The sequence below is a fragment of the Streptomyces sp. NPDC057900 genome, assembly GCF_042887885.1.
Taxonomy (GTDB): Bacteria; Actinomycetota; Actinomycetes; order Streptomycetales; family Streptomycetaceae; genus Streptomyces.
In genome coordinates this window covers 323434-347756 of the sequence record NZ_JBHVOI010000006.1, presented here as the reverse complement: position 1 = coordinate 347756, position 24323 = coordinate 323434, and the positions used below count along the sequence as shown (strand labels likewise).

Below are 24323 nucleotides of genomic sequence, written 5' to 3'. Positions count from 1 at the left end.
CCCAGCGGACCCAGCGGACCTGACACACCTGACTCACCTGACGCACCCTCACGAACCTGAACGGAACCCAGCACCATGGCCCTGCCCGCCATCGCCCCGTACCCCATGCCGAGCGCCGGGCGACTGCCCGCCAACCGGGTCGAGTGGACCGTCGATCCCGCGCGTGCGGTACTCCTCGTCCACGATCTGCAGAACTACTTCCTGTCGGCCTACGACCGCCGGTCCTCGCCCGTCCCCGAACTGCTGGCGCATGTGGCCCAGTTGAGGAAGGAGGCGAAGCGGCTCCGCGTACCCGTGCTGTACACCGCGCAGCCCGGCGGGCAGAGCCCCGACGAGCGCGGACTGCAACAGGACTTCTGGGGTCCCGGACTGCCCGACGACCCGCACGCCGCCGCCATCGCGGACGACATCGCACCCGACGAGGACGACGCGGTGCTCACCAAGTGGAAGTACAGCGGCTTCGTCCGCACCGACCTGCTGGAGCGGCTGCGCGAACAGGGCCGGGACCAGATCGTCATCACCGGCGTCTACGCCCACATCGGCGTCCTGATGACCGCGTGCGACGCCTGGATGCAGGACATCCAGGCCTTCGTGGTGGCCGACGCGGTGGCCGACTTCTCCGCCGAGGACCATGCGATGGCGCTGCGCTGGGCGGCCGGGAAGTGCGCCGTCGTCACCAGCACCGGAGCCGTGTTCGAAGGGGCCTGAAAGCGGCGGCCGGGCCGCTACGGCCGCGTGCCGGCGTCGTCGGGCTGTCCGGCGACGCCGGACAGCCCGGTGTGCGTGTCACTGGGCGCCGGACGCCGGGCCGTCGACCAGCAGCACGAGCTTCCCGCGTGCGTGGCCGCGCTCCCCGGCCCGGTGCGCCGCCGCGACCTCGGTGAGCGGGAAGGTCTCCGCGACCGGGAGGGCGAAGCGCCCGGACTCGATCAACTCGCCGATCCCGCCGAGCGCGTGCAGCGCGCGTCCGGCGTCCCCGCTGCTGAACCGCACCCCGTGTTCCCGCGCGCCCACGAAGTCCGCGAGCGTCACGACGTTCCCGGCGCCGCCCGCCAGCTCGATCAGCTCGGGCAGGACACCGCTCCCGGCGACGTCGAGCGCGAGGTCGACGCCGTCCGGCGCGAGCGCCCGAACCCGGTCTGCGAGGCCCTCTCCGTAGGCGACCGGCTCGGCCCCCAGCGAGCGCAGATACGCGTGGTTCGCCGGACTCGCGGTGCCGATCACGCGTGCGCCGCGCACCACGGCGAGCTGTACGGCGGCGCCGCCGACGCTTCCGGACGCGCCGCTGATGAGCAGCGTGCCGCCGTCCCCCCGTCCTGCCCCGGCTGCGGGCCCCTCCCCCACACCCAGCTGGTCGAGCGCACGCGTGGCCGTCTCGACGGCGGCCGGCAGTGCGGCGGCAGCGGCGAAGCCGAGCGACGGCGGGACCGGCGCCCAGGAGGACAGCACCGCCAGCTCCGCCTGGGCCACCCCGTCGGCGCAGAAGCCGAACACCCGGTCACCGACGGCCACGTCCACGACGCCCGCGCCGAGCTCGTCGACGATGCCCGCGGCCTCGTAACCCATGGTCTGCGGGAGCTCCTGATCCATCAGCCCCTGGCGCTTCTTCCAGTCACTGGCGTTGACGCCTGCCGCGCGCACGGCGATCCGGACCTGCCCGGGACCCGGGCGCGGGTCGGGGAGATCCACGATCTCCAGGACCTCCGGGCCTCCGAACCGGCTGAAACGGACTGCCTTCATCGTGCGCTCCGATCTCGACCCACTGTCGCGGCCGCCCGAACCGCCCTGGTCAGGGCTGCCCCGGCCGGTGATGGCGGGACTCCGCGAGAACAGTCGCCAAGGTACGCGACCGGTACCCGCACCACTGCCTCGGCCGGGCGCCGCAGGTGCGGTGCCGCTCCTCCGAACAGCGGCGCCGCGTGTGCGGACCGGGGAATGTCCCACCAGAATCATGCACGTGGCGCATCGCCCGCGTCCGCCGGCCTCGCGGGACGCGGGCCGTCCCGCGATCGCGGCGAAGGGAGCTGACGTGTGGTCCTCCGAGGCCGCTGACGGCCTGCTGGGCGAGTTCCTCGCCGATCCGGCCAACTCGACGCTCGACCTGGCCACCGCCGCCGCGCGCTGCTCGGAGGCGCTGGGGCTGCGGCAGTCCGTGGTCTATCTCGCCGACCTCCAGCAGCGCCTACTGGTCCCGTTGACCCTCAGCACCTCCCAGCTCCCCGTCGACGGCTCCCTGGCGGGCTGGGCCTACCGCACTCAGTCCCTGCGGGTCGAGGACTCCGGCGCCGGGGAGCTGATCGCCTGGCTGCCCCTCCTGGACGGGGCGGAACGGCTCGGGGTCGTCGCCGTGCACTCCCCCGGCCTGGACCCGGTCACTCTGCGCCGCGCCCGCACGCTGGCCTCGCTGCTCGCCATGATGATCACTTCGAAGCGCTCCTACAAGGACAGCTTCGTGCGGCGCACCCGGACCGAACCGATGCGGCTGCCGGCCGAGATGCTGCGGGCGTTCCTGCCGCCCCGGACGATCGGCACGGCGTCGGTCGTCTCGACGGCGGTGCTGGAACCCGCCTACGAGATCGGCGGGGACGCGTTCGATCACGCGCTGACGGAGACGACCCTGCACGCCGCGATCCTCGATTCCATGGGGCACAATCTCGCCTCCGGGCTCACCACGGCCGTCTCCCTCGCCACCTGCCGCAACGCCCGCCGCACCGGTGCCGACCTGCCGCACCTCGTCGAGAGCGTCGATACGGCACTGGCCACCTGGCTGCCCGATCAGTTCTGCACAGGCGTGCTGCTCCAGCTGGACCTGGCCGGCGGAGTGCTGCGCTGGAGCAACTGCGGGCACCCCGCCCCGCTGCTGATCCGGGGGCAGACGCTGGTGCCGGGCGCGATGGAACGCGACCCGGAACCGCCGATGGGACTGCTGTCCACGCTGAGCCCCGCCACTCGCCAGGTGCACAGCGTCTCACTGGAGCCCGGGGACCGGGTTCTGCTGTACACGGACGGGGCGACGGAGTCCCGGATGCGCAACGGCACCGAGTTCGGCCTGGAGCGCTTCGTCGACTACGTCGTGCGGGCCTCCGCGGCCGGTGAGCTGGCGCCGGAGACGCTGCGCCGGCTCATCCACGCGATCCTGGACTCCGGCAGCACGGGGCTGCGGGACGACGCGACGATCCTCATGTTCGAGTGGCGGCCGCCCCTCTCCTGACCGGCCGGCCGGTCACGGGCACACCGGATGTTTGACACCGTTTCCGTGGGTAGGGGCACAGCGATCGCAGCGGACCGCAATCCGTTGGATACTGAGGCAGAACGGCAGATCAAGGAGATATCCATGTCCTCGAAGCGACGTCGCAAGAAGAAGGCCCGCCGCAAGAACAGCGCGAACCACGGCAGCCGTCCGCAGACCTGAGAGCGGGCCGGGGCTCCGGGGGTGGCACGTGCGCGTGCCACCCCCGGAGCCGTTTCTCAGCCCGACTTCGGCGGGTGCTCCGCGTCGAAGGCGAAGAGGGTGTTCTTGTCCGCGGCAACGACCAGCGCCCGCCCCACGAGGGTCACCCGAGGGTCCGCGCCCACCTCGCCGGTGAGGCCGTCGGCCTGCGGGTCCGTCGACCACAGGGCCTTGCCGTCGGACGGTGACAGCGCGACGACCCGCCCGGTGGCCGAGCTGAAGTACAGCCTGCCGGCTCCCGCGACTGGCCCCGAGGCGCCCTCCACGTTCGTCTGCCGCGACCACTTCTTCCGGCCGGTGGCGGGGTCGAACGCGGTGATGAGCCCGGTCTGCCCGCTCACGTAGAGGGCGCCGCCGGCCATGCCGGGCGTTCCCGCGTACGTACCGGCCAGCGGGGAGTACGTGACCTTCCGCGAACGCGGGTCGACCCGCGCCACGCCCCGGTAGCCGGCCGTCTCCGGGCCTTCCCTGCGCTCCTGGAGGAGTACGAGCCCGCCGTCGGCGACACCCATCGGAACGGCCGGGCCGTTGACGTCGATGGGCCTGCCCAGCGTCCCCGAGGCCCGGTCGACCGTGTACAGGGTGGGGTGGCGCACCTCCAGGGCGTCCACCTCCGTGTTCGTCGCGCACATCGCCATCAGGCGCGGGCCGGCCTGGACGGGGGCGCACTGCGTACCCGAGGGGAACCGCGTCGTCCAGACGGTCTGCCCGCTGTGCGCGTCCCGGGCCTCGAAGCGGGAGTTGGACGCGTCGACCGTCACCACGGCGGAGCCGGACACGACCGCGTCCTGAGTACGGCCCGTGACGGCCGTCGACTGGGCGCCGGTGGGTACGGACCACAGCTCGCGGCCGCTGTCCGCGTCGAGGGCCACCACCTCGCGGGGCGGGCCCTGCGGGGCGTCCTGGGCCGCGAAGCGGTATCCGAGCACCGTGTCGTCGGTGGCGCCGACCAGGTGCATGCCCTGGACGGGCACCCCCGGGCTCTTCGCCGTCCACACCCGCGAGCCGTCCTGGACCCGGACGCGGGCCGCGACGACGCCGCCACCACCGCAGAACAGCGCCTCACCGCGCGAGACGCACCGCATCTCGTCCGGGATGTTCGCGCCACCGCTCGGCACCGTCCTGCGCCACGGCCGGAAGCCGGCCGGAAGGGCCGCACCCGGCGCCGCGACGGTGGTGCCCCTGTCGTCCTCGCTGTCGGTGCCGAAGCCGCCCGCGTTCAGTGTGGCGGCTCCCCCGCCGATCGCCGCGACCGCGACGGCGGCCGCGAGCACGGGGCGCCAGTTGCGGCGCAGCCGGCGGGCGACGGGGCTGCCGGTACCGGGGCCCTTGGGACCGGACGGCGCCCCCGTGTCACGCGTCGCGAGGTGGTGCTGGGTGATCATGTCGCGGGTGCGGCCCACGCCGGCCCCGGCCGCCTCGGTGCCACCGAGATCGGCGGGCAGGTCCCGCAGCAGCACGAGGAGCTCGTCCGCCGAGGGGCGCCCCTCCGGGTCCTTGCCCAGGCACGATTCGACGACGGCGCGCAGGGCCGCCGGCACGGCGCCGAGCGAAGGCTCCTCGTGCACCACCTGATACGCCGTCATGTACGGGCTGTCCGCGTCGAAGGGCCCGTGTCCCGTCGCCGAGTACACCAGCAGTGTCCCCAGCGAGAAGACGTCGGAGCGCGGCCCGACCCCGCGCGGGGCCTGGAGCTGTTCCGGCGACATGAAGGGCGGCGTCCCGATGACCCGCCCCGTCATGGTCAGCGTCTGCTGGTCCGCGGCGCGCGAGATGCCGAAGTCGATGACGCGCGGGCCTTCGGGCGAGAGCACGACGTTGGAGGGCTTCAGGTCACGGTGGACGACGCCCACCCGGTGGATGTCGCGCAGCGCCTCGGCCAGCCCGATGGCGAGCAGCCTCAGCTCCGCGCCGTTCAGCGGGCCCTTCTCCGCGATGTGCTGGGCGAGCGTGTGACCCTCGATGTAGGTCGTCGCCATCCACGGCTGCTCGGCCTCCGGGGCGGCGTCGACCACGGCGGCGGTGAACGCGCCGCTCACCCGCCTGGCCGCCGCCACCTCCTGCCGGAAGCGGATGCGGAACTCGTCGTCCCCGGCGTACTGCTGGTGGATCAGCTTGATGGCGACGGGCCGCCCCGAACTGGTACGGCCGAGAAAGACCGTGCCCATGCCACCCGAGCCGAGCCGCGCCTCCAGCGGATAGCCGCCGATCTCGGCTGGATCACCTCCGCGAAGCGACACTCTCCCCGACCTCCCGTCCCCCGTGCACCTCTGCCACCACGGGCCTGCGTACCTGTGCTGCACACAAACTAGTCGCAAGGCGGTCCGCCGGAACAAAGCGGGGGACGAAAGGGGAGCTCAGAGCTGTTTCACAGCCGGGTCCTGGTACGACGGGAGCGCACCGTCAGTGCGGCCTTCAGCAGCAGACCGGCGCCCGCGAGACCGGCACCGGCGGCCAGGAGCGAGGCTCCCGTGCCGGTATCGGCGAGGTGGCCGCCGGGGCGGTGGGTGTCGTGACCCGGCCGCGGGTGCGGCGCGGGACTTGAGGTGTGCGTCGGCGTCGGGGCGGGGGTGGGCTTGTGGCAGTCCTTGCCATGGCACGGATGCGGCTTGTGGCAGTGCTTGCCGTGGCACGGATGCGGCTTGTGGCAGTCCTTGCCGTGGCACGGTTCCTTGCCCTTGACCGGGAGCGTGACGTCGTCGGGTGGCGAGGTGACCTCGGTTCCGCCGGCCTCACCGCGTGCGGCGGCCACGTTGATGACGGTGCCGCGGGCCGCGTCCGCCTCGGTGACGGTGTAGGTACCGGTGCAGGTGGTGGTCGCCCCCGGCGCGAGGGTGGTGGACCGGCAGGTGACGTCCGGTACGAGATCGTCCGTGACCGCGATGTCCGTCAGCGGAGTGTCGCCCGTATTGGTGACGGTATAGGTGTACGTCACTTCGTCACCCACCCGGTACACCCGGGTGTCGTCGGCCGACTTCTCCAGGCGAAGGCTCAGCTCGGAGCCGACGACCACGGTGACATCGTCGGGCTCCGAGACGACCGGGGTCTCACCGGCCTGTCCCTGCGCGGTGGCGGTGTTGGTGACGGAACCCTGCGCCGCGTCCTCGTCCGTGACGGTGTAGGTGCCGGTGCAGGTGGTGCTGTCACCTGCCTGCCCGGCGGGCGCCAGCGTCGTGGCATCGCAGGTCACCTCGCTCACCCGGTCATCGGTGACACCGACCCCGGTCAGTCGCTGGGGCCCCGTGTTGGTGACGGTGTAGGTGTACGTCACCTCGTCGCCCGCCCGGTACACCCGGGTGTCGTCGGCCGACTTCTCCAGCCGCACACCGGGCCCGGCCCGGACCGGCAGCGTGACGTCGTCGGGCGGTGAGACGACCGGGGTATCACCGTCCTTGCCCTGTGCGGTGGCGGTGTTGGTGACGGAGCCCGCCGCGCCGTCGGCGTCGGTGACGGTGTACGTACCGGTACAGGTCATCGTCTCGCCCACACCGAGCGTGGTCTTGGGGCAGGTGATGTCGGTGACCCGGTCGTCGGTCACGTTCAGGTCGGTCAGCGGGACGTTGCCGCTGTTGGTGACCACGTACTCGTAGGGGACCCGGTTGCCCGGGGTCAGCGGGGAGGGCGGCGGCGGCTCCTGGGAAACCTGCTTGACGAGGTTGAGCCGGGGCAGCGCGGCGGCCGGGTGGACCGTGAGGTTGCGGATCAGGTGGACGTCGGTGAAGAGTCCGGTCGACGCGGCGAAGCCGAACTTGTACGTGTCCGGCACGGGTTGCGGGGCCGGAACCGAGAGCACCTGCCGGCTGCCGTCGCCGTCATGGAAATCGATGGACACCGTGATCACCGGATCGGGGGACGGCGAGATCTCCACGGTCACGGTGCGGCGCGACGGCTCCAGCAGGGCCTCCGCCTCGTCCGGGGTGGAGCCGGGCGGGATCGAGGTCGTGGGCCCGTGCAGCTGCCCCGGCAGGGTGGAGGGCCAGGGCCCGGTCGTCGAGTGGTTGCTGGTGGTGGCGTCGAGGAAGCAGTACCCCTCTGTGCCGTCCCCCGGCCCCCGCAGCGTCACCATGTTCTGCCCCGGCGCGGGGATACGGAACGAGGTGCCGGCCGGTGACCGGGTGGCACAGCCGTTGCCGCGGTGCTCCCAGTCCCCGAAGTAGTTGCCGAGGACATCCAGACCGACCCCGAGATAGCCGCGGTTGACGCCCGGCAGGAATGTCGCGCCCGGATTGTCGTCGGGCAGCTTCTGCGCGTAACCGAGGCTGCCGCCGAAAGCTCCCGGCGAGGTCAGTGACGCCGCGCCGTCGATGAGGAAGAAGGAGATTCCGTCGGCGGGAGGGTTGGTCGTTCCGCCGTACTGCCACTGCTCGAAGCTGGTGACCAGCCCCTGGTTGGCGGGGAGTGCGTGGTTGTAGAGGACCGCTGCCGACTGGTCGTTCGACGCGTCGGTCAGGCGCAGGTAGCCCTTCGGTGCCGCGTTGTCCGGTGGCACCGGCCCGGTCGCCCCGGCGGGACATCCCGCGAGCGGATGCGTCCCCGGCCCGGCGGCCGGGGCCTGTGGGGCACCGGTCAGACACGCGGGCCCGAACGCCTCGAACCCCGCCTGCGCGTCCGCTCCTGTGAACGTCTCGTCGATCAGTGGTACGCCCACGGCTTGCGCGGCGGCCGTCTGCCCCGGCAGGCCGAGGCCGGCGGCCGCCAGGCCGAGCACGCCCAGCCCGGTGGCGGCCCACCGTCTCGCCGGAGTACGTCTGGTACCGGTACGCGTCGCGCGGAATGCCCTCAGGCTCAGCCTCAGACTCATATCGAGCAAAGTACGTAAATAATAAGATCGCAGACGTATGCCATCCTTCGAGTCCCCGCGCCGCCACTCCATTGGTTGCACGGACCAAGACCGGCGCCGTCCCCTTCGTGCTCAGCCGCTTCGTTCTCAGCCGCGATAGCTCAGCTGTAGTAGGCGATCTTCCCGTCGAGGACCTCCATGGCCCGGCGCAGCGCCGTCACCCGCCGGTCCAGCTCGGCACGGTGCCCGCGCAGGAAGGCGATCCGGTCCTGCGCGGAGTGCTCGGCGCGCAGGATGGTGACGAACCCCCGCAGGTCCGCGATGCCGAGACCGGCCTCGCGGAAGCAGGTGACCAGGCCGATCCAGAAGACGTCGTCGTCGGTGTACTCGCGGCGCCCGCCGGCGGAGCGCCGGATCGGGCCGATGAGCCCCTCGCGTTCGTAGTAGCGCAGGGTGTCGATGGAGACGCCGGTGCGCTCCGCGGCTGTCGCGGGGGTGAGGGCGGCGGTCATGGACTCTCTTTCCGGCTGCTGCTATCGCGCCTGGGCGAAGCGCTCCACGTGGTCGTCACCGAGCCGCACCTCGCGTGCGGCGAGTGCCTGCTCGATCTGCTCGACCCGGCTCACGCCGACGATGGGGTCGATGCCCTGCCGCATCAGCCAGGCGAGGACGACCTGATTCCGCGATGCCGAGACGTCGTCGGCCGTCTCGGCCAGGACCGAGAGCACCCGGGTGGTGCCGGGGTGATCGTAGGTCTGCGGCAGCGGCTTGTCCGCGCGTACGTAGGAACCCCACATCAGCGCGGTGTACGACCACACGGTGAGCCCCTGCTCCCGCGCCAGGTCCAGGTCGTCCGCGGTGAGCAGGCGGTGACCGGCCTCCGCGAGCGGGGTCAGGGGGCGGGGCTGGAGGAGCGAGTGGCGCAGCTGGAGGGCCGTCCACGGTTCCACGCCCTGCTCGCGTGCGAGGGACCGGGCGCGCTCGACCCGCCATGCAGCGTGGTTCGCCGCGCCGACCCGTAGCGCCGTTCCCTTGGCGACCAGTTCGCCGAAGGCGCCGACCGTCTCCTCCAACGGCACGCTCCGGTCCTCCGCGTGGGCCCAGAGCATGTCGACGTGGTCGACCCCGAGACGCCCGAGGCTCTCCTGCGCTCCGGTGCGGACGGCGTCGGCGGAGAGCCCTTCGGCGCTCTGCGGCCAGGAGTGCGCGACGAGCGGGTTCTGCCGGACCTTCGTGGCGATGCGCACCGCGTCGCGAGCGCCGGGGCGGGCCCGGAGCCATGCGCCGATGACGCGCTCGCTGGCGCCGCCGACGCCGCTGGGGTCGGCCCAGAAGGAGTAGCAGTTCGCGGTGTCGAGCCAGACACCGCCGCCCGCGACGAAGGCGTCGAGGATCGCGAAGGCCTGTTCGGGGGCGACGCGGGTGCCGAAGTCCATGGTTCCGAGGACGATCTGAGGAGCTGTGGTGTTCATGTCCTCCACTCTCGGATCTGGAGTGCGCTCCAGGTCAAGTGCATTTCCGGGAAAGGTTCTGTGCCTCGCCCCCGAGGGCCCACGCCTCGATGTCGCGGTAGCGGATCGGTACGGAGCCCCGGCCGGCGTTGCTGCCGACCAGGTGCAGACGTCTCGCCGGCCACGGGCTGCCGGTGAATCCTTCGAGCCGGGCGGCGATCTCCGCCGTCGAGGACCGGTCGTCCCGGCGCGCGCGGGCCAGCGTGAGGTGCGGTCGCAGGGGCCGGTCCTCGAAGGCGACACCGCACTCCCTGACCAGGGCGCGTACGTCGGTGGCGAGTGTCCGCAGCCCGTCCAGGTCCCCGTCGATGCCGCTCCACAGCACCCGGTCGTCGAACGTCCCGCTGCCGCGCAGTGCCAGCGAGAGGGGCCGGCGGGCCGCCGCGAGACCGGCCAGCGGCGGGCGCAGGAGCGGGACCGTGGAGACGGGGAGCTCCCCGAGGAACGCCAGGGTGATGTGCCAGTCCTCGATGCGGTTCCACCGCATGTGGGGGTGCGTCTCGTAGGCGGGGCGGAGTTCCCGCGCGAGTTCGTCTTTCGCCTGGTCGGGCGGGGCCAGGGCGATGAACACGCGAACGGTCGTGGGCTGAGTCTGTTCGTTCACACCGGACTTCGTACCGCATGCTGACCGGTTGTGGCGAAAGCCGGAACCGGTCGGTCACCAGTGGGAAGCCGTTGTCGCCGGTGCGGTGGAAGCGGACGGGCGCCTGGGCGGCACCCGGTGGGATCTGCCCTCCCGCCGGGGAGGCCGTCGCCGGGTGGGCCTCCTGAGTGGGCCGGTTCCCCTTCCCGGTGTGACCGCGTCCGGGACACGTCCGGATCCTCCCGGCTGTGGCCACGTCGTCGTTGCGTCAGTCGGTCTCGGCCGAGCCCCTCTCCTGCTGGGCGGCCTCGGCGACCAGCGTGGTGGCGACCCAGAAGGCGTCGTAGTTGTGGACGCGGGCGGGCTCGCCGAACGGCTTGTCCAGCGGCGCGGGCCGCGCCGGACGCCGGTTGATCAGGAACGGGACCTGGAGTTCGCCCAGCGCACCGTGGGACCGCAGCGGCGCGTCGAGCCCGCTGAGGTCGTGCCAGGAGGGGTACCGGCCGAGCGCGGTACCGGACTCCGCGAGGACCACGATGTCACCGATGCGGTCGGCGGGCAGGGCGTAGCGCTCCGCGGCCTCCTCACGGCCGTACACCTCCTGCACCCCCTCGATGGCCCGCAGCGCTTCGATGGTGGAGGCGCGCACGGCCCCGGCCGGCAGGTACACGCTCGCGAAGGAGCCGAGGGCGCCGTGGTGCACGGTGTACGGGTCGGTGATCGGGAGAATGACCCGCAGGCCGTCCGGCTGGGCGTCCTCTGCGATCCGGAGAATCGCGCGGACCTCCTCCTCGACGTAGACGACCCGTGCCACGCCCGCGTCGTCCGTCTTGGCGCTCATGCCGTGATCAGCCGTCAGGACGACGGTCGCGCCGAGTTCGGCCAGCCGGCCGGCGTAGTGGTCGATCTTCTCGTACAGGTCGTTGGCCGCCTTGGTGCCGGGCGCGTTCTTGTGCTGGATGTAGTCCGACAGCGACAGGTACATCAGGTCGGCGCCCCGGGTCTCCATGATCCGTACACCCGCGGCCAGGGCGAATTCGCTGAGCTCTGCGGAGTAGACGCTCGGCAGCGGCATGCCGACGAGTTCGAGCACCTGGCCGATGCCGTTGTCCTCGACGGTGGCCAAGTCGGCCTTCTCCGCGGAGAAGCAGATGCCGCGGCGGGACGGTGCGGTGAACTCGCCGGAGCCGTCGGGCGAGGGCCCGTCCTCGACGAGCCCGGCGCCGAGCAGCCTGCGGAGCTTGTCCTTGGCGGTGACGACGACCACGTCGAGGCCGGCCTCGTTCGCCGCTCCGAAGACGGTGGGGACCCGCAGGAACCGCTTGTCGTTCATCAGCACCTCCTCACCGAGCTCGGTGTCGAAGATGTAGTTGCCGCTGATCCCGTGCACGGCCGGCGGGCAGCCGGTGGCGATGGACACGTTGTTCGGATTGGTCAGGGCGGGCATCGCGCAGTGGGCGGGCCACGACGTGCCGTCTCCTCCTTCGAGCACCTCGGTCAGCCAGGGCATGCGTCCGGCCGCCATCGCCTCGATGTGGTAGTCGGGCTCGCTGCCGTCGATGCAGATCACCACCACGGGCCGGTGCGGTTTCGCGTAGGTCCTGCCGTTGACGCCGAACGTCCCTGATGTCACGAAGAGCTCCTTGCTGCGTGTGGCGTGGCCGAAATCCCGCTGCTCCTTGTGCGTGCCCGCAGGAGCGGCCACGAGGAACCCGCCTTCCGGCTATCGCCCCCATGGCCCGTCCGGCGTCGTTCCCGCACTCCCGGCCGGCTCGGGTCCGCGGGACAGCCCGACGGTCCGGCTGCGGGAGCCGGGCCGTCGGGCTGCCGCGCGGTGAGCCGTCGTCAGTTCACCGGCCGACGCGCCGCCACTGCTGGCCCGTGCCGCCGTCGGCTTCCTGCTGCTCGATCAACGCGCCGTTGGCCGTCGAGCCGTCGGCTGTGCCGAGGACCTTGCCGCTGCGGACGCAGGTGATCGTGACGTAGCCGTCGCCCGCGTCGGCGACCGTCCAGCGCTGGCTGGTGCTGTGCTCCGGAGTCCACTGGGTGATCTTCGCGCCGGCCTCGGAGACGCCGCCCCAGACCGCCCAGACCATGGGTGTGCTGCCGTGCGTGGTGTAGATCTCGTACTGCCCCGAGCCCACCGGGATGAACCGGAACTGCTGGTTCACGGCAGAGCTCGGGGTGTACTGGATCAGTCCGGTGCCGTTGGCGGTGGAGGCTCCGGCAACGTCGACCGCCTTGCCGGACCGGCGGTTGACCAGTTGGAAGACGGAGGTCTGGGCGGGCGGCGCGACCGTGACGGACCCGGCGGCGGGGATCGTGACGCGGCTGCTCCACTCCCCGAAGACGACATCGGTGGATCTGCCCGCCGCGCCCCGCAGTGTCGCCTCCGTGACCTGGCCGTCCTTCCATCGCATATCGAGCGTGAAGCCCCCGCGCACCCCGACTCCGGTGATGGACCCGGCGGCGGCCCAGGCTCGCGGGAGGGCAGGCAGCAGCTCCACCCGTCCGGGACGGGACTGCACCAGCATCTGGATCATCGCCACGGGCGTGCCGAAGTTGGCGTCGATCTGGAACACGGAGCTGCTGCCGAAGCTGTACATGTCGAACATGTTGATCGCGCTGCCGTTGCTGAAGTTCACCGACGGCCGCAGCACATCGAGGACGAGTTCGTACGCCAGGTCCGCGTGCTTGAGCTTCGCCCAGCAGATGGCCCGCCAGGCGCTGGCCCAGCCGAAGCTCGCCATGCCGCGCGCCTCAAGCAGTTTCGTCGCCGCCATGACGAGCTCGGCCGGTGAGTCCTCGACGGTGATGCGGTCGCCGGGGAAGAGCCCGGCGAGCGGGGACAGGTGGCGGTGCGTCGTCTCGCCGAGGTTGTCGTCGCTCATCCACTCCTCCAGCCAGCCGCTGGTGGCGCTCACCTCGGGCAGGTACAGCCGGTCCTGGAGCGCGGAGACGGTGGAGGCGTAGGCGGCGTCCTTGCCCAGGGCGGCGGCCGCGGCCCGGTAGTTCGCGAAGAGCTGCCGGACCAGCTCCTGCGCGTAGGTGATCCCGCGTGCGTCCTGCGGCCCGTGTTCCGGCGACCAGTCGTGGTCGTCGACGAGGACCTCCCTCGTTCCGCCGTTCGCGTGGTCGGGCACGGTCGCGGTGACCAGACGCGACTCCCAGAACTCGCAGGCCCCCTTGAGCAGCGGGTAGATCCTGGCGAGATGAGCATCGTCCTGGGTGTACTCGTAGTGCTCGTACAGGGAGTTGCACATCCACGCATTGCCCGCCGGGTGCCACCACCAGCCGTTGCCGCCCCAGATGTTGGTGGAGATGCCCAGGGTCCAGCCCGCCACCTTGCCCGAGGTGTTGCGGAAGCGGTTACGGGAGTCCTGGAAGAGGTTCTCGGTGGCCGCCTGCCAGCCGGGCAGCTGGGCGAGGCAGTACTCGGTGAACGCGTCGAAGCACTCGGGCAGTCCGGCACGGTCGGGCAGCCAGTAGTTCATCTGGACGTTGATGTCGCTGTGGTAGTCGCTCATCCAGGACGGAGCGTTGGTGTCGATCCAGAGGCCCTGGAGGTTGGTGGGGAGGCCGCCGCGGGACCCGCACACCGTCAGATAGCGGCCGAACTGCAGGTAGGACGCCTCAAGTTCCGGGTCGGGCGCGGAGCCGGCGGCGGCCCGTGCCGCGAGCCGCTCCGGCGTGTCCATCGCCCGCTGCGCGGCCGACGACGTACCCAGGTCCACGGCCATCCGCTGCTGCAGACGCTGGAAGTCGGCTACGTGTGTGGCGAGCAGTGCCGTGCCGGTGGCCGCCGCCGCCCGCGACGCCCCGGCGCGGGCGACATCCAACGGCACGAGCGACGCGTCCTTGTACTCCACGGCCGCGTCGGCCTTGTAGTTGGTGCCGCCCGAGACGATCAGGACCACTTCGGTGCAGCCACTGAACGTCACCTTCGCGCCCGACGCCGACACGGTGCCGCCGGTCCCGGCCGCCTTCACCACGGTGGCGTACTTCAGGGTGTTCGGCAGCGCCGCCGAGAACGACACCTCCGCGGCGCCGGGGTTCGCCGAGACGGTCTCGCCCCGGGTCCCGGACAGGGCCAGGGACCCCGTGTACGAGCCGCCGCCGCTCTGCGTCAGCCGGATCACCACCGCGTCGTCGGGGTGGCTGGAGAAGACCTCGCGCCGGTAGGTGACACCGCCCGTCCGGTACGAGGCGGTCACCAGGCCGTTGCTCATGTCCAGCGTCCGGCGGTAGTCGCTGACCGTCCCGAGGCCGTGGGCCGGGATCTCCAGCACCGTCCTGGCCAGCATCCCGAACGTACCGAAGTCGCCCGTGCCGTAAGGGAACTGCCCGTCCGACTGGAGGGCGGCGTTGGCGTGACCGGTCCACAGCGTCGCGTCCGCCAGAACGACCGTGTCGCGCGAGGGGTCGCCGGTCACGAGCGCCCCCAGCCGGCCGTTCCCGATGGGCAGGCCCTCCTCCGTCAGCCGGTTCTCGTCGCCCGGCCGGGAGTACCGGAGGGTCAGCGCCTCCCCCTCCGGTACGAGCGACAGGGCGTCGGGGCGCGATACGGCAGCGGCCCCGTTGGTGAACTCGGGCAGTGACGACAGTGCGACCAGCGCGGTCATCGACGCGGCGGCGCGCAGCAGGCCGCGACGCGACATTCCGGTCTCGTCCTGGGCGGGGTGCTGGGCGGGCGTTCGAGGGGACATGGACTGCGGCTCCTTCTGGGGCAGCGGTGCTCGAATCGTGGGGGCGAGGCGGCTGCGAGGCGGCGCCTCGGCAGAAGTGCAGCGGCAGCAGCACGCCCTGTCAATCCCTTCGACCAAAGTTTCCTATATGATTCTCCGCCGATTGCCTCACTGGCGACGAGCCGGGGACCAGGAGTCGGGCACCGATGACGCGCACGTAGTACGCAGGTATTTGCTGCCAGGGAGGCCTTGACGGGGTGAATGATCTGGTCAACCATCACCTCATCACTTTCCTATCTGATTTCGATGATGGTGTCCCTGGCGTCCGAGCGCCCTGACCGGCGGTCAGGCCAGCCGCTGCCGCACCCATGCCGACAGCCGGTCGACGGCGATGATCAGGACCAGCACGACCAGGATGTGGGTCAGCATCTCGTCGAACTGGAACAGTTTGATCGACTGGTTGATCAGGAAGCCGATCCCGCCCGCGCCGACGAGTCCCAGCACCAGAGACGCCCGCACATTGACGTCGAGCCGGTACAGCAGCAGTCCGATCAGCTGGGGTGTCACGGACGGCAGCAGCGCGTGCGCCGCGACCTGGATCCTGCCCGCCCCCGCCGAGCGAAGGGCCTGCACGGGGCCGGGGTCGGCGTCCTCCAGCGCCTCCGCCCACAGTTTGCCCATCACACCGATGTTGTGGAGGAGCAACGCCAGGACACCGGGAAAGGGTCCGAGTCCGACGGCGGTGACGAAGATGAGGGCGAAGACCACGTCGGGCACGGCGCGCAGGAACGACAGCAGGGAACGCGCGGCCTGGTAGACCCCTGCGGAGGGGGCGGTCCCGCGCGCCGCGAGCAGCGCCAGGAGCAGCGAGAACGGCACGGACAAGGTCGTGCCGAGCAGCCCGATCCACAGCGTGACCAGAGCGCCGTCGAGGCTGGGCCTCAGGACGCCCCAGCTCAGGTCGGGCGGGATCGCGTCACCCAGGAAGTCCGCGATGCCGCCCCAGCCCTCGGCCAGCGCGCCGAAGGACATCTCGGTGGTGTTCCACGCGATGACGTGGACGGTGACCACGACGGCGGCGACCACGGCCCCCACGGCGGTGGCCCGCGGCCGGGCGGGCTTCGCCGGGACGGGAAGCCTCCGGATCTCGTTGAGCTCGGTCATGAGACAGCCTCCGCGGTCGCGGTCCCGTACAGGGCGTCCACGTTCTGGCCGGGCGGCCCGTCCAGGATCACCCGGCCGCTTCGCAGGCCGACCACGCGGTCGGCGTAGCGGGCGGCGAGCGAGGGCTGGTGCAGGACGGCGAGGACGGCCAGGCCCGCGTCATGGGCGAGCTCGGCCAGCAGCGCGAGCACCTGCTCGGACGCGGCCGGGTCGAGCGCGGACACCGGTTCGTCGGCCAGCAGCACGCGGGGGCGCTGGCACAGGGCACGGGCCACCGCGACGCGCTGCTGCTGGCCGCCGGAGAGGCTGCCCGCGCGGTCGTGCGCCCGGTCGGCGAGGCCCACCCGGTCCAGGCAGGCCATCGCCTCCTCCCGCAGAGCGCGCGGGAACAGGGCGGGAAGGAGCGAGTGCCGCAGCCGCAGCCGGCCGAGGGCGCCGGCACACACGTTCTCCAGGACGGTGCGCCGGCGCACCAGATGGATGTGCTGGAAGACCACGGCGGTGTCCAGCGGTGTGCACGGCTTCCCGTCGATGCTGACGCTGCCCGCCGCCATCGGTTCCAGGCCGGCGGCGGCCCGCAGCAGGGTCGACTTACCGGAGCCGTTGGCCCCGAGTACGGCGAGCAGCTCGCCCCCGGCGACGTCGACGTCCACCCCGTGCAGCACCTGCCGCTCCCCGTAGCGCACGGTGATCCCCGAGAGGGCGAGCATCAGACGTCCTTCTCGGTCAGGTTCAGGGCGGCTGCCAGGTCGAACAGCGGCTGGTACGTGGACTTGTCCACGGCGGTCAGCGGCGCCGGCGGGTCGACGTCGAGGAGGGCGCCGATCTTGCCGACCTTGTCCGGCGGCAGCTTCAGCAGGGCGTCGGTGACGGCCTTCTTGAACTCCGCGTCGAGGTCGCCGCGCACGGTGATCGGGTCGTTCGGGATGGGGTCCGATCCCCAGATCTCGCGGAAGTCGGCGGCGTCGAAGGTGCCGGCGGCGGTGGCACCGGCCAGCTGCTGGGAGTTGATCTCGGCGGCGTCGACCGTGCCCTTGGCCAGGGCGAGCAGCGCCTCCGGGTGGCCTCCGGCGTAGTTGACCTTGACGTCGTCCTTCTTCAGGCCCGCGTCGAGCATCGCCTGGCGCGGCAGTGCGTCGCCCGACGTGGAGCCCACGGACGCCAGCGCGAGGGAGTGGCCCTTGAGGTCCGCGACCGACTTGACGGCGGAGTCCTTCGGCACCCAGATACCGGCCGTGTAGCTGGACACCTTTCCCTTGCCGTCACCGAAGGACGCGATGGCCTCCGCCTTGGCCCGCCCACTGGCGAAGACATAGCCGAGGGGGCCGAACATGGCGATGTCGAGCTTGCCGTTCTCCATGGCGAGGACCTCGGCGGAGTAGTCCTCCGTGATGGTCAGCTCCACCTCGCAGTCCAGGCTTTCGCTCAGGGCGTCGGCGAGGACCTCGGCGGCCGGGGTGAGCTTGGCGGGGTCCTCGAAGGGCTCCACACCGAAGCGGATCCTGCCGCCGGGGCAGTCGGCGGACTCGGCCGCGTCCGAACTGCCGCCGCAGGCGGTCAGGGACAGTGCGGAGACAACGGCGAGCGAGGTGGCGAGGACGAAAGGGCGGACGAGCACGGTGAACTCCGGGTTCGAGGGCAGCGCGGGGGAAGGAAGTGGCGGTGCGAGGGGGTGGGGGGAGTCATGCGCCGTGGCGGCTGTGGCCAACGTTTCAGGCACAGCCACCCCGGTCAACACTTGTATCGACAGGTTGCCAACTGTTCATCCGTGAGTCGGCGGGGAGTTGTCCGTCCCGCCCGACCGAGGGGCAGAGGGGATGTGACCGAGTTCGGCAGCGGTGCGGGTCACCTCGAAGAGCCGCTCACCCTCGCGGTTGATCCAGGTCGCCGTGAGGGTCGGCATGTCGAGCGTCGTGTCCGCGACCAGCTTGAGGAAGACGTGCGGCTCGACGGCGCTGTGCACCAGGTAGGGGCTGGGCACGTTGAGGCTCGGGATGGTGCTGTCGTGCATGGGGCTGACGATGAACTGCCACAGGTCGTAGCCGACGCGGGGGCCGTAGCTCAGGGCACGGGAGACGTGGATGTCGCCGCCGATCAGGAAGCAGCCCGGGATCTTCTCGGTGGCGATGAAGTCGTAGATGGCGTCCCGCTCGTAGGAGTAGGTGGCCCAGTCGTCCTTCTCGGCGTTCTCCTTGTCGTCCCAGATCATCCCGGTGGCGATGGCCTTGAACGGGGCCGTGCTCCTGCTCAGTCGCTCGCGGAGCCAGTCCCACTGCACCGTGCCCAGACAGGTCACCCGGGTGCTGTCGGCCCAGCTCGGCGCGGTACGGCTGAACCAGCGCGGGTCCAGCAGGAAGACCTCGATCGGACCCCGGCGGAAGGATGTATAGACACCCTCGCCGTCCGTTCTCTCCTTGAGGATCTTCCCGTCCGCGGTCTGCCCGAAAGTGGGGTTGGCACGGTAGTTGACGAACGCCGTGCGGTTCTGCCGCTTGCTCCTGTAGTCGCCGTGGAAGTCGTTGCCGCCGAAGTCGTGGTCGTCCCAGGTGGCCCAGACCGGCATGGAGGAGATCAGCCGGGAGATCTCCGGCTGCACCAGGAACGTACGGTGCTTCCGGCGGGCCACCTCCAGATCGGCGCTGTCGACGTACGGGGTGTCGCCGAGCATGACGAAGCTGTCGCAGCCCTCATCCATGATCGCCGTCCAGACGTGGTCGGGCACGGACGGACCGCACGAGCCCATCCCCATCGTGACCACGCAGGGCCGGTCCGGGTCGGGCGAGGTGGTGAAGGATCCGGTCATCGGCGTGAAGCCGGCCGCTTCCCTGACCGGGGTGAGGGCGAACTCGTACGCCGTATCGGGTACCAGGCCGCGCAGTTGGGCGATCAGCGTGTTGTCGTTGCCGGGCTCCACGGCGGTGGTGACGGTGCGCCAGGGCTTGGCCCGCTTCCCGCCCAGCTCCCGGTAGGCGCAGTTCCAGCGGGAGTGGAGCGAGGGGTCGAGGCCGGGGCGGGCCCAGATCCGGGCGCTGCCCGGTTCGGTGTGGCCGACCATCGGCCCGACCGGCTGCTCGGGCGGCATCGGCGTCGGCACCACGGTGGGAGCCGTGCCGCCGCGCACCGACGCGACGTAGCCGGCCAGCGCGGTGAAGAACGCCACGCTGTCCGCCACCGCGTCGGTGGGCTGCACGACGGCGCCCGCGCTGTCGCGGATCTTGTCCACGGTCAGGCTGGTGACGAGGAACCGGCCCGCCCCGAACTGGCCCTCCAGCAGCGCGGGCGGGAACCCGGAGGCGGAACAGGCCATCAGGACCCGCATCCCGCTCCACTGCTGGACCGTCTCGTAGCTCACCCGGGGGCTGGCGTTCCGGCCGGTGAACAGCCGGCCGTTGCTGACGCGCAGCCCCTTGACGAGCGGGTGCGCGGCGTCGACCGGGTGGATCGTGTCGTAGTCGGCGTCGGTGCGCACGGCGGACACACCGCTGGGCAGGTAGGCCACGGCGGCGCCGTACTGGTCGGACTGTGCCAGGTCCAGCACGACCCGGTGGCCGGCGGTGAACCGGCGCAGCGAGTCGGCCTGCTCCGCGACGTAGTCGAGGTAGTCGTCGCTGTTGTTGGTGAAGGTGCCGAACGCGATCAGGTCGACCTGTCGCGGCTGCTCGTCGGCCGGCAGCGTCAGGTCGAGCGGTACGACCTCGAAGCCCGCGGTACGCAGCAGTTCGGCCAGGCCCAGGGCCTTGGTCCAGGGGTCCTCGTACTCCAGGACGGCGGCACGCAGCGGGGCGGTGTCGTCCGCGGCGCGGGGTGCGGCGACGGCGGCGGAAGCCGGTCCGGCGACACCGGCCGTGAGAGCCGCGGCGACGCCGCCCGTCAGTATCTTCCGTCTGTCCAGGCCGTTGTCCGGCATGTGTGTCTCCTTCGGAACGTGATCTCGGGACCGAGCTGTGGGGTGCCCGTTCCGGGCTCGTGCCGCAGACGCTGACAGAGCGAGCGACGGGCGGCAATAGCTTGTATCGACAAGTCATTCGGAGTTCATGCGAACCATTGACATGCAGTGCGATGTTCACCCGTGCCGGAAGTCACGCCTTCCGCGCCGGGGTCAGGCGGTCCGCGCCGGGCCGTCGCGGGTGGAGGCCGGTTCGGCGCAGGCCCGGCAGAACGGCCTGGCGCGGGGCGTCCGCTCCCCCGGCGGCCCGCACGGCCGCGTCGAGTTCCGCCAGCGAATGAGCCCCTTCCACCAGCTCGGCGAAGGGGTGGGCGGCGTGCCGGGCGGCGAGGAACGCGACCGCCGCGTCGAGGTCCGCGGGCCGGTAGTTGTGTACGCCGGTGACCGTACGCAGCCCGCGTACCAGCCACTCGGGGTCGACAGGGACGGTCTCCGCCGGGGAGACCGAGCCGGCCAGCACGGCGGTCCCGCCGATGTCCAGGGCGGACAGGCACATCCGGACCGCGTCCGTGCTGCCCGACAGCTCAAGGGCGATGTCGGCCCGGCCCGGCGGTTCGTCGATGTCCAGCACCCGGGCGGCACCGAACCCTCCGGCGCGCGCCCGCCGGGCCGGGGACGGATCGACGGCGGTCACACGGGCGCCCCCGAGGGCGGCCATCGCCATCGCGGTGAGACCGAGCATGCCCGCGCCGGTGATCAGCACCTCGCGCCCGTCCAGCGGGCCGGCGGCCGCGATGGCTGCGGCCACGGTGGCGGTCGCGCAGGACGCCGGCGCGGCGACCGCGTTCGGCAGCCCCTCGGGTACGGCGACGACGGCGGTCCCCGGCAGCAGCACGCAGTGAGTGGCGAACCCGCCGGTCAGGGGGGCCTGTTCATCCAGCGGCTCATGCCCGTACTTCCGCAGGTCCCGGCACTTCTGCGGGTGCCCGCGCAGACAGCGCGGACACGTACCGCAGGAGGCGGTGACCGACCACACCACCCGCTGCCCCGGCACAACCGGAGTCCCGTCCACGCAGGACGGCGCTCCGGGGCCCACCGCCAGCACGGTGCCCACCTGTTCGTGCCCCAGCAGCGCCGGAACCGGGGACGCCCGCCTGCCGTTCACGGTGTGCAGATCGCTGCCGCACACCGTGGCCAGGTCGATGCGTACCAGCACCTCGCCTTCCCCCGGCGCCCCGGGAGTGGTGGTGGTCACCAGCGTGAACGGCAGGCCGACCCCGTCCCAGCGGGCGTAGCGGACGTCGAGAAATTCGTCGGAGATGGTCCCAGGCATCGCTTCAACCCAATCCGTCACGGTCATGGCCAGTGCGTAGACAACCTGTATAGACAGCTTTTCCGCGGCTGGAGCGAAACTCTGGATGAACAGAGGATGCAGAGCCCGTTCACCGACGACACCCAGCCGGTCGCGACCGGTCCGCAGCCGGGCGCACCGGGCCCGCACCGGGCCGCACGACCGGCCGAACTGCGCCTGAAGTGCGGCCGGGGAAGAGCTGTAGGGTCAAGTCCATGGCCGCCACCCCTCCTCTGCACCGGACCATCGCAGCCGAGCTCCGTCATCGAATTCGTTCCGGGAGCCTCGCGGTCGGCAGGTCGTTGCCGTCCGAGTCCCGGCTGTGCGAGGAGTTCTCGGCGTCGCGGGGACCGGTCCGTCAGGCCCTCGCGACCTTGCGGGACGAGGGGCTCATCGGCGGCGGGCAGGGCAGGCGGGCCGTGGTGCTGGACACCGTCGCCACCCAGCCGTTCGAGTCGTTCCTGTCCTTCACCCGCCGTGCGGAACTGACCGGTTACTCCCCCGGTCAGCGACTGCAGGAGATCGCGTTGCGCCGCCCCGAACCGGAGATCGCCGCCGCGCTACAGATCGACCCGGACGATCTCGCGGTCCAGCTCGTCAGACTCCGTCTGCTCGACGGACGCCCCGCGATGCTGGAGCGCATGACATACGTCGAGTCGCTGGGCCGCCCGCTGATCTCGGCGGACCTGGACGCCGGTTCCATCTACGCACTGCTCACCGAGCAGGGAGTGGATCTGCACTCGGCCCGGCACACGTTCGACGCCGTACCCGCCAACGCCCTGGACGCGAAGTTGCTCGAAGTCCCCGAGGGCTTCCCGCTGCTCAGGGAGCGGCGCCTGACGACGGACTCCCAGGGCGCCCCCGTCGAGTGGTCCGAGGACCGCTACCGCTCGGACACCGCGACCGTGACGGTCACCAACACCCGCAGTTCCCGCACCGCGATGCTCTGAGCGCGGCGTCCGCAGCAGCGGCAGTACGCGGTCGGCTCCGTCCGCCATCCCTGAGCCATTCGATCCCCGGAAGCTTGCCATCTTCGAGTGTTCACGTAAACATGACTGGCGTAAGCACCACTGACGCAAGCATGACCGCCGACGGGCTCGCCCGGCCACGCGCCGGCGCACGCACCTCACCTCAGCACAGGAGCACTCGTACATGCCCCTTCTTCAGATCGACGACGGCGGCTTCACGCTCGACGGCGAACCGTTCCGGCTCCTGTCCGGCGGGCTGCACTACTTCCGCGTGCACCCCGGCCAGTGGGCCGACCGGCTGCGCAAGGCCCGGCTCATGGGCCTCAACACCGTCGAGACCTACGTGCCCTGGAACCTCCACCAGCCGAGGCCCGGCGAGTTCAGGACGGACGACGGACTGGACATAGCCCGGTTCCTCGACCTCGCCGCCGCCGAAGGACTGCATGTGCTGCTGCGGCCGGGCCCGTACATCTGCGCCGAATGGGAGGGGGGCGGTCTGCCGTCCTGGCTGCTGGCGGACCCCTCAATCCGGCTGCGGACCCGCGACCCGCGCTTCCTCGCCGCCGTCGACGACTACTTCGACCGGCTGCTGACCCCGCTGAGCCGCTACCTGGCCACCCGGGGAGGCCCGGTGCTCGCGGTCCAGGTGGAGAACGAGTACGGGGCGTTCGGCGACGACACCGCCTACCTGGAGCATCTCGCGGACTCGCTGCGCCGCCACGGGGTGGACGTACCGCTGTTCACGTGCGACCAGCCCGACGACCTGGCGCGGGGCAGCCTGCCCGGGGTACTGGCCACGGCCAACTTCGGCAGCCGCTCCGCGCAGGGCATGGCCGAACTGCGCGCCCAGCAGCCGGCCGGGCCTCTGATGTGCACCGAGTTCTGGATCGGCTGGTTCGACCGCTGGGGCAGCCGCCACGTGATCCGGAACGCCGCCGACGCGGCCCGGGAGCTGGACGAACTGCTGGCCACCGGCGCCTCCGTGAACTTCTACATGTTCCACGGCGGCACGAACTTCGGCTTCACCAACGGCGCCAACGACAAGCACACCTACCGCCCCACCGTCACCTCGTACGACTACGACGCCCCGCTCGACGAGGCCGGCGACCCGACCGAGAAGTTCACCGCCTTCCGCGACGTGATCGCCAAGTACGCGCCGGTCCCGGCCGAACCCGTCCCTCCGCGCGGTCCCAGGCTCGCGCCGGGAACGGTCGCGCTCACCGGGAGCGCCGGACTGCTGGAGTGCGCCGAGGCGCTCGGCACCGCCGTCGCCGCGCCGAGGCCGCTGACCATGGAGCAGCTGGGTCAGGACTTCGGCTTCGTCCTGTACGAGACGGTCCTGGTGGCCGAGGGGCCCGCCCTGCTGGAGGTGGAGCAGGTCCGGGACCGTGCCCAGTTCTTCGTCGACGGGGTCCCGGCCGGTGTGCTGGAACGGGAGAGCCACGAGCACGCCCTGACGGTCACCGCTCCCCGCGCGGGCGCCGTCCTCAACGTGCTGGTGGAGAACCAGGGAAGGGTCAACTACGGGCCGGGCATCCACGACCGCAAGGGCCTGCTGGGCAAGGTCACACTGGACGGCGACGACATCACCGGGTGGACCAGCCGGCCGCTCCCGCTGACCGACCGGAGCGCGCTGCCGTTCACGGCGGGACCGGTACCGGCCGGCCCCGCGTTCCACCGGGGCACCTTCGAGGCCGGCACCCCCGCGGACACGTTCCTGCACCTCGACGGCTGGACGAAGGGCAGCGCGTGGATCAACGGATTCGCGCTCGGGCGGTACTGGTCGCGCGGCCCGCAGAACTCCCTCTACGTCCCGGCGCCGGTCCTGCGCACCGGAACCAACGAGATCGTCCTACTGGAGCTGCACGCCGGTCACCGCGCCCGAACCGTCGAACTCCGGGAGAGCGCCGACCTCGGCCCCACCGATGAGTAGCCTCCGGCAGC

At 71.5% G+C, this 24323-nt stretch carries 18 protein-coding genes; 5 read left to right on the top strand and 13 right to left on the bottom strand.

Annotated features, from left to right (window positions below; genetic code table 11):
• The first annotated feature begins 75 nt into the window (after positions 1–75).
• A complete protein-coding gene (locus ACFVQ0_RS24270) occupies positions 76–708 on the top strand; it encodes an isochorismatase family protein (protein WP_390091276.1) in 633 nt (210 codons plus the stop codon).
• A 78-nt stretch (positions 709–786) separates the two neighbouring features.
• On the opposite strand, the gene ACFVQ0_RS24265 is transcribed toward ACFVQ0_RS24270, so the two are convergent.
• Positions 787–1740 (bottom strand): NADP-dependent oxidoreductase, encoded by a 954-nt coding sequence (locus ACFVQ0_RS24265; protein ID WP_390091274.1) that lies wholly within the window; start codon positions 1738–1740, stop codon positions 787–789.
• A 217-nt stretch (positions 1741–1957) separates the two neighbouring features.
• On the opposite strand from ACFVQ0_RS24265, the gene ACFVQ0_RS24260 reads away from it, so the two are divergent.
• Both ACFVQ0_RS24260 and ACFVQ0_RS24255 read left to right on the top strand, forming a co-directional pair.
• Positions 1958–3211, top strand: a complete 1254-nt coding sequence (locus tag ACFVQ0_RS24260; RefSeq protein WP_390091272.1) for a PP2C family protein-serine/threonine phosphatase — start codon at positions 1958–1960, stop codon at positions 3209–3211.
• Positions 3212–3295: 84 nt separating this feature from the next.
• Positions 3296–3412 (top strand): 50S ribosomal protein bL37, encoded by a 117-nt coding sequence (locus ACFVQ0_RS24255; RefSeq protein ID WP_371632074.1) that lies wholly within the window; start codon positions 3296–3298, stop codon positions 3410–3412.
• A gap of 56 nt (positions 3413–3468) precedes the next feature.
• Here ACFVQ0_RS24255 and ACFVQ0_RS24250 read toward each other — a convergent pair whose 3' ends face one another.
• The 12 genes from ACFVQ0_RS24250 to ACFVQ0_RS24195 all read right to left on the bottom strand — a co-directional run bounded on the left by ACFVQ0_RS24250 (position 3469) and on the right by ACFVQ0_RS24195 (position 21393).
• Positions 3469–5691, bottom strand: a complete 2223-nt coding sequence (locus ACFVQ0_RS24250) for a serine/threonine-protein kinase (protein WP_390091270.1) — start codon at positions 5689–5691, stop codon at positions 3469–3471.
• 128 nt (positions 5692–5819) lie between these two features.
• On the bottom strand, positions 5820–8252 hold the full coding sequence (locus tag ACFVQ0_RS24245) for a hypothetical protein (protein ID WP_390091268.1): 2433 nt from the start codon (positions 8250–8252) through the stop codon (positions 5820–5822).
• A gap of 140 nt (positions 8253–8392) precedes the next feature.
• The gene (locus ACFVQ0_RS24240) at positions 8393–8743 is read right to left on the bottom strand and encodes a MerR family transcriptional regulator (RefSeq protein ID WP_390091266.1); all 351 of its coding nucleotides are present in this window, start codon (positions 8741–8743) and stop codon (positions 8393–8395) included.
• Positions 8744–8764: 21 nt separating this feature from the next.
• Entirely contained in the window at positions 8765–9703 is a 939-nt protein-coding gene (locus tag ACFVQ0_RS24235) for an aldo/keto reductase (protein ID WP_390091264.1), read from the bottom strand.
• A gap of 34 nt (positions 9704–9737) precedes the next feature.
• Positions 9738–10346, bottom strand: coding sequence for an RNA 2',3'-cyclic phosphodiesterase (thpR, locus tag ACFVQ0_RS24230; protein ID WP_390091262.1), 609 nt, complete (start codon positions 10344–10346; stop codon positions 9738–9740).
• Between the two features lie 247 nt (positions 10347–10593).
• Positions 10594–11958, bottom strand: coding sequence for a phosphonoacetate hydrolase (gene phnA, locus ACFVQ0_RS24225; RefSeq protein WP_390091260.1), 1365 nt, complete (start codon positions 11956–11958; stop codon positions 10594–10596).
• 217 nt (positions 11959–12175) lie between these two features.
• Complete coding sequence (locus ACFVQ0_RS24220; protein ID WP_390091259.1) at positions 12176–15031, bottom strand: glycoside hydrolase N-terminal domain-containing protein; 2856 nt, start codon at positions 15029–15031, stop codon at positions 12176–12178.
• Between the two features lie 324 nt (positions 15032–15355).
• Complete coding sequence (gene phnE, locus ACFVQ0_RS24215; RefSeq protein WP_390091257.1) at positions 15356–16174, bottom strand: phosphonate ABC transporter, permease protein PhnE; 819 nt, start codon at positions 16172–16174, stop codon at positions 15356–15358.
• Positions 16171–16884, bottom strand: coding sequence for a phosphonate ABC transporter ATP-binding protein (locus ACFVQ0_RS24210; protein ID WP_390091255.1), 714 nt, complete (start codon positions 16882–16884; stop codon positions 16171–16173). Before ACFVQ0_RS24210 ends, phnE begins: the two co-directional genes overlap by 4 nt.
• Complete coding sequence (locus ACFVQ0_RS24205) at positions 16884–17792, bottom strand: phosphate/phosphite/phosphonate ABC transporter substrate-binding protein (protein ID WP_390091253.1); 909 nt, start codon at positions 17790–17792, stop codon at positions 16884–16886. Before ACFVQ0_RS24205 ends, ACFVQ0_RS24210 begins: the two co-directional genes overlap by 1 nt.
• A 144-nt stretch (positions 17793–17936) precedes the next feature.
• Positions 17937–20081, bottom strand: coding sequence for an alkaline phosphatase D family protein (locus tag ACFVQ0_RS24200; protein WP_390091251.1), 2145 nt, complete (start codon positions 20079–20081; stop codon positions 17937–17939).
• Positions 20082–20253: 172 nt separating this feature from the next.
• Positions 20254–21393, bottom strand: coding sequence for a zinc-binding dehydrogenase (locus ACFVQ0_RS24195; protein ID WP_390091249.1), 1140 nt, complete (start codon positions 21391–21393; stop codon positions 20254–20256).
• Between the two features lie 233 nt (positions 21394–21626).
• Between ACFVQ0_RS24195 and ACFVQ0_RS24190 the strand changes: the two genes are divergently transcribed.
• Together ACFVQ0_RS24190 and ACFVQ0_RS24185 are read left to right on the top strand one after the other, a co-directional pair.
• On the top strand, positions 21627–22361 hold the full coding sequence (locus tag ACFVQ0_RS24190) for a GntR family transcriptional regulator (RefSeq protein WP_390091247.1): 735 nt from the start codon (positions 21627–21629) through the stop codon (positions 22359–22361).
• A 202-nt stretch (positions 22362–22563) separates the two neighbouring features.
• A complete protein-coding gene (locus ACFVQ0_RS24185; RefSeq protein ID WP_390091245.1) occupies positions 22564–24312 on the top strand; it encodes a glycoside hydrolase family 35 protein in 1749 nt (582 codons plus the stop codon).
• The last annotated feature ends 11 nt before the right edge of the window (positions 24313–24323 follow it).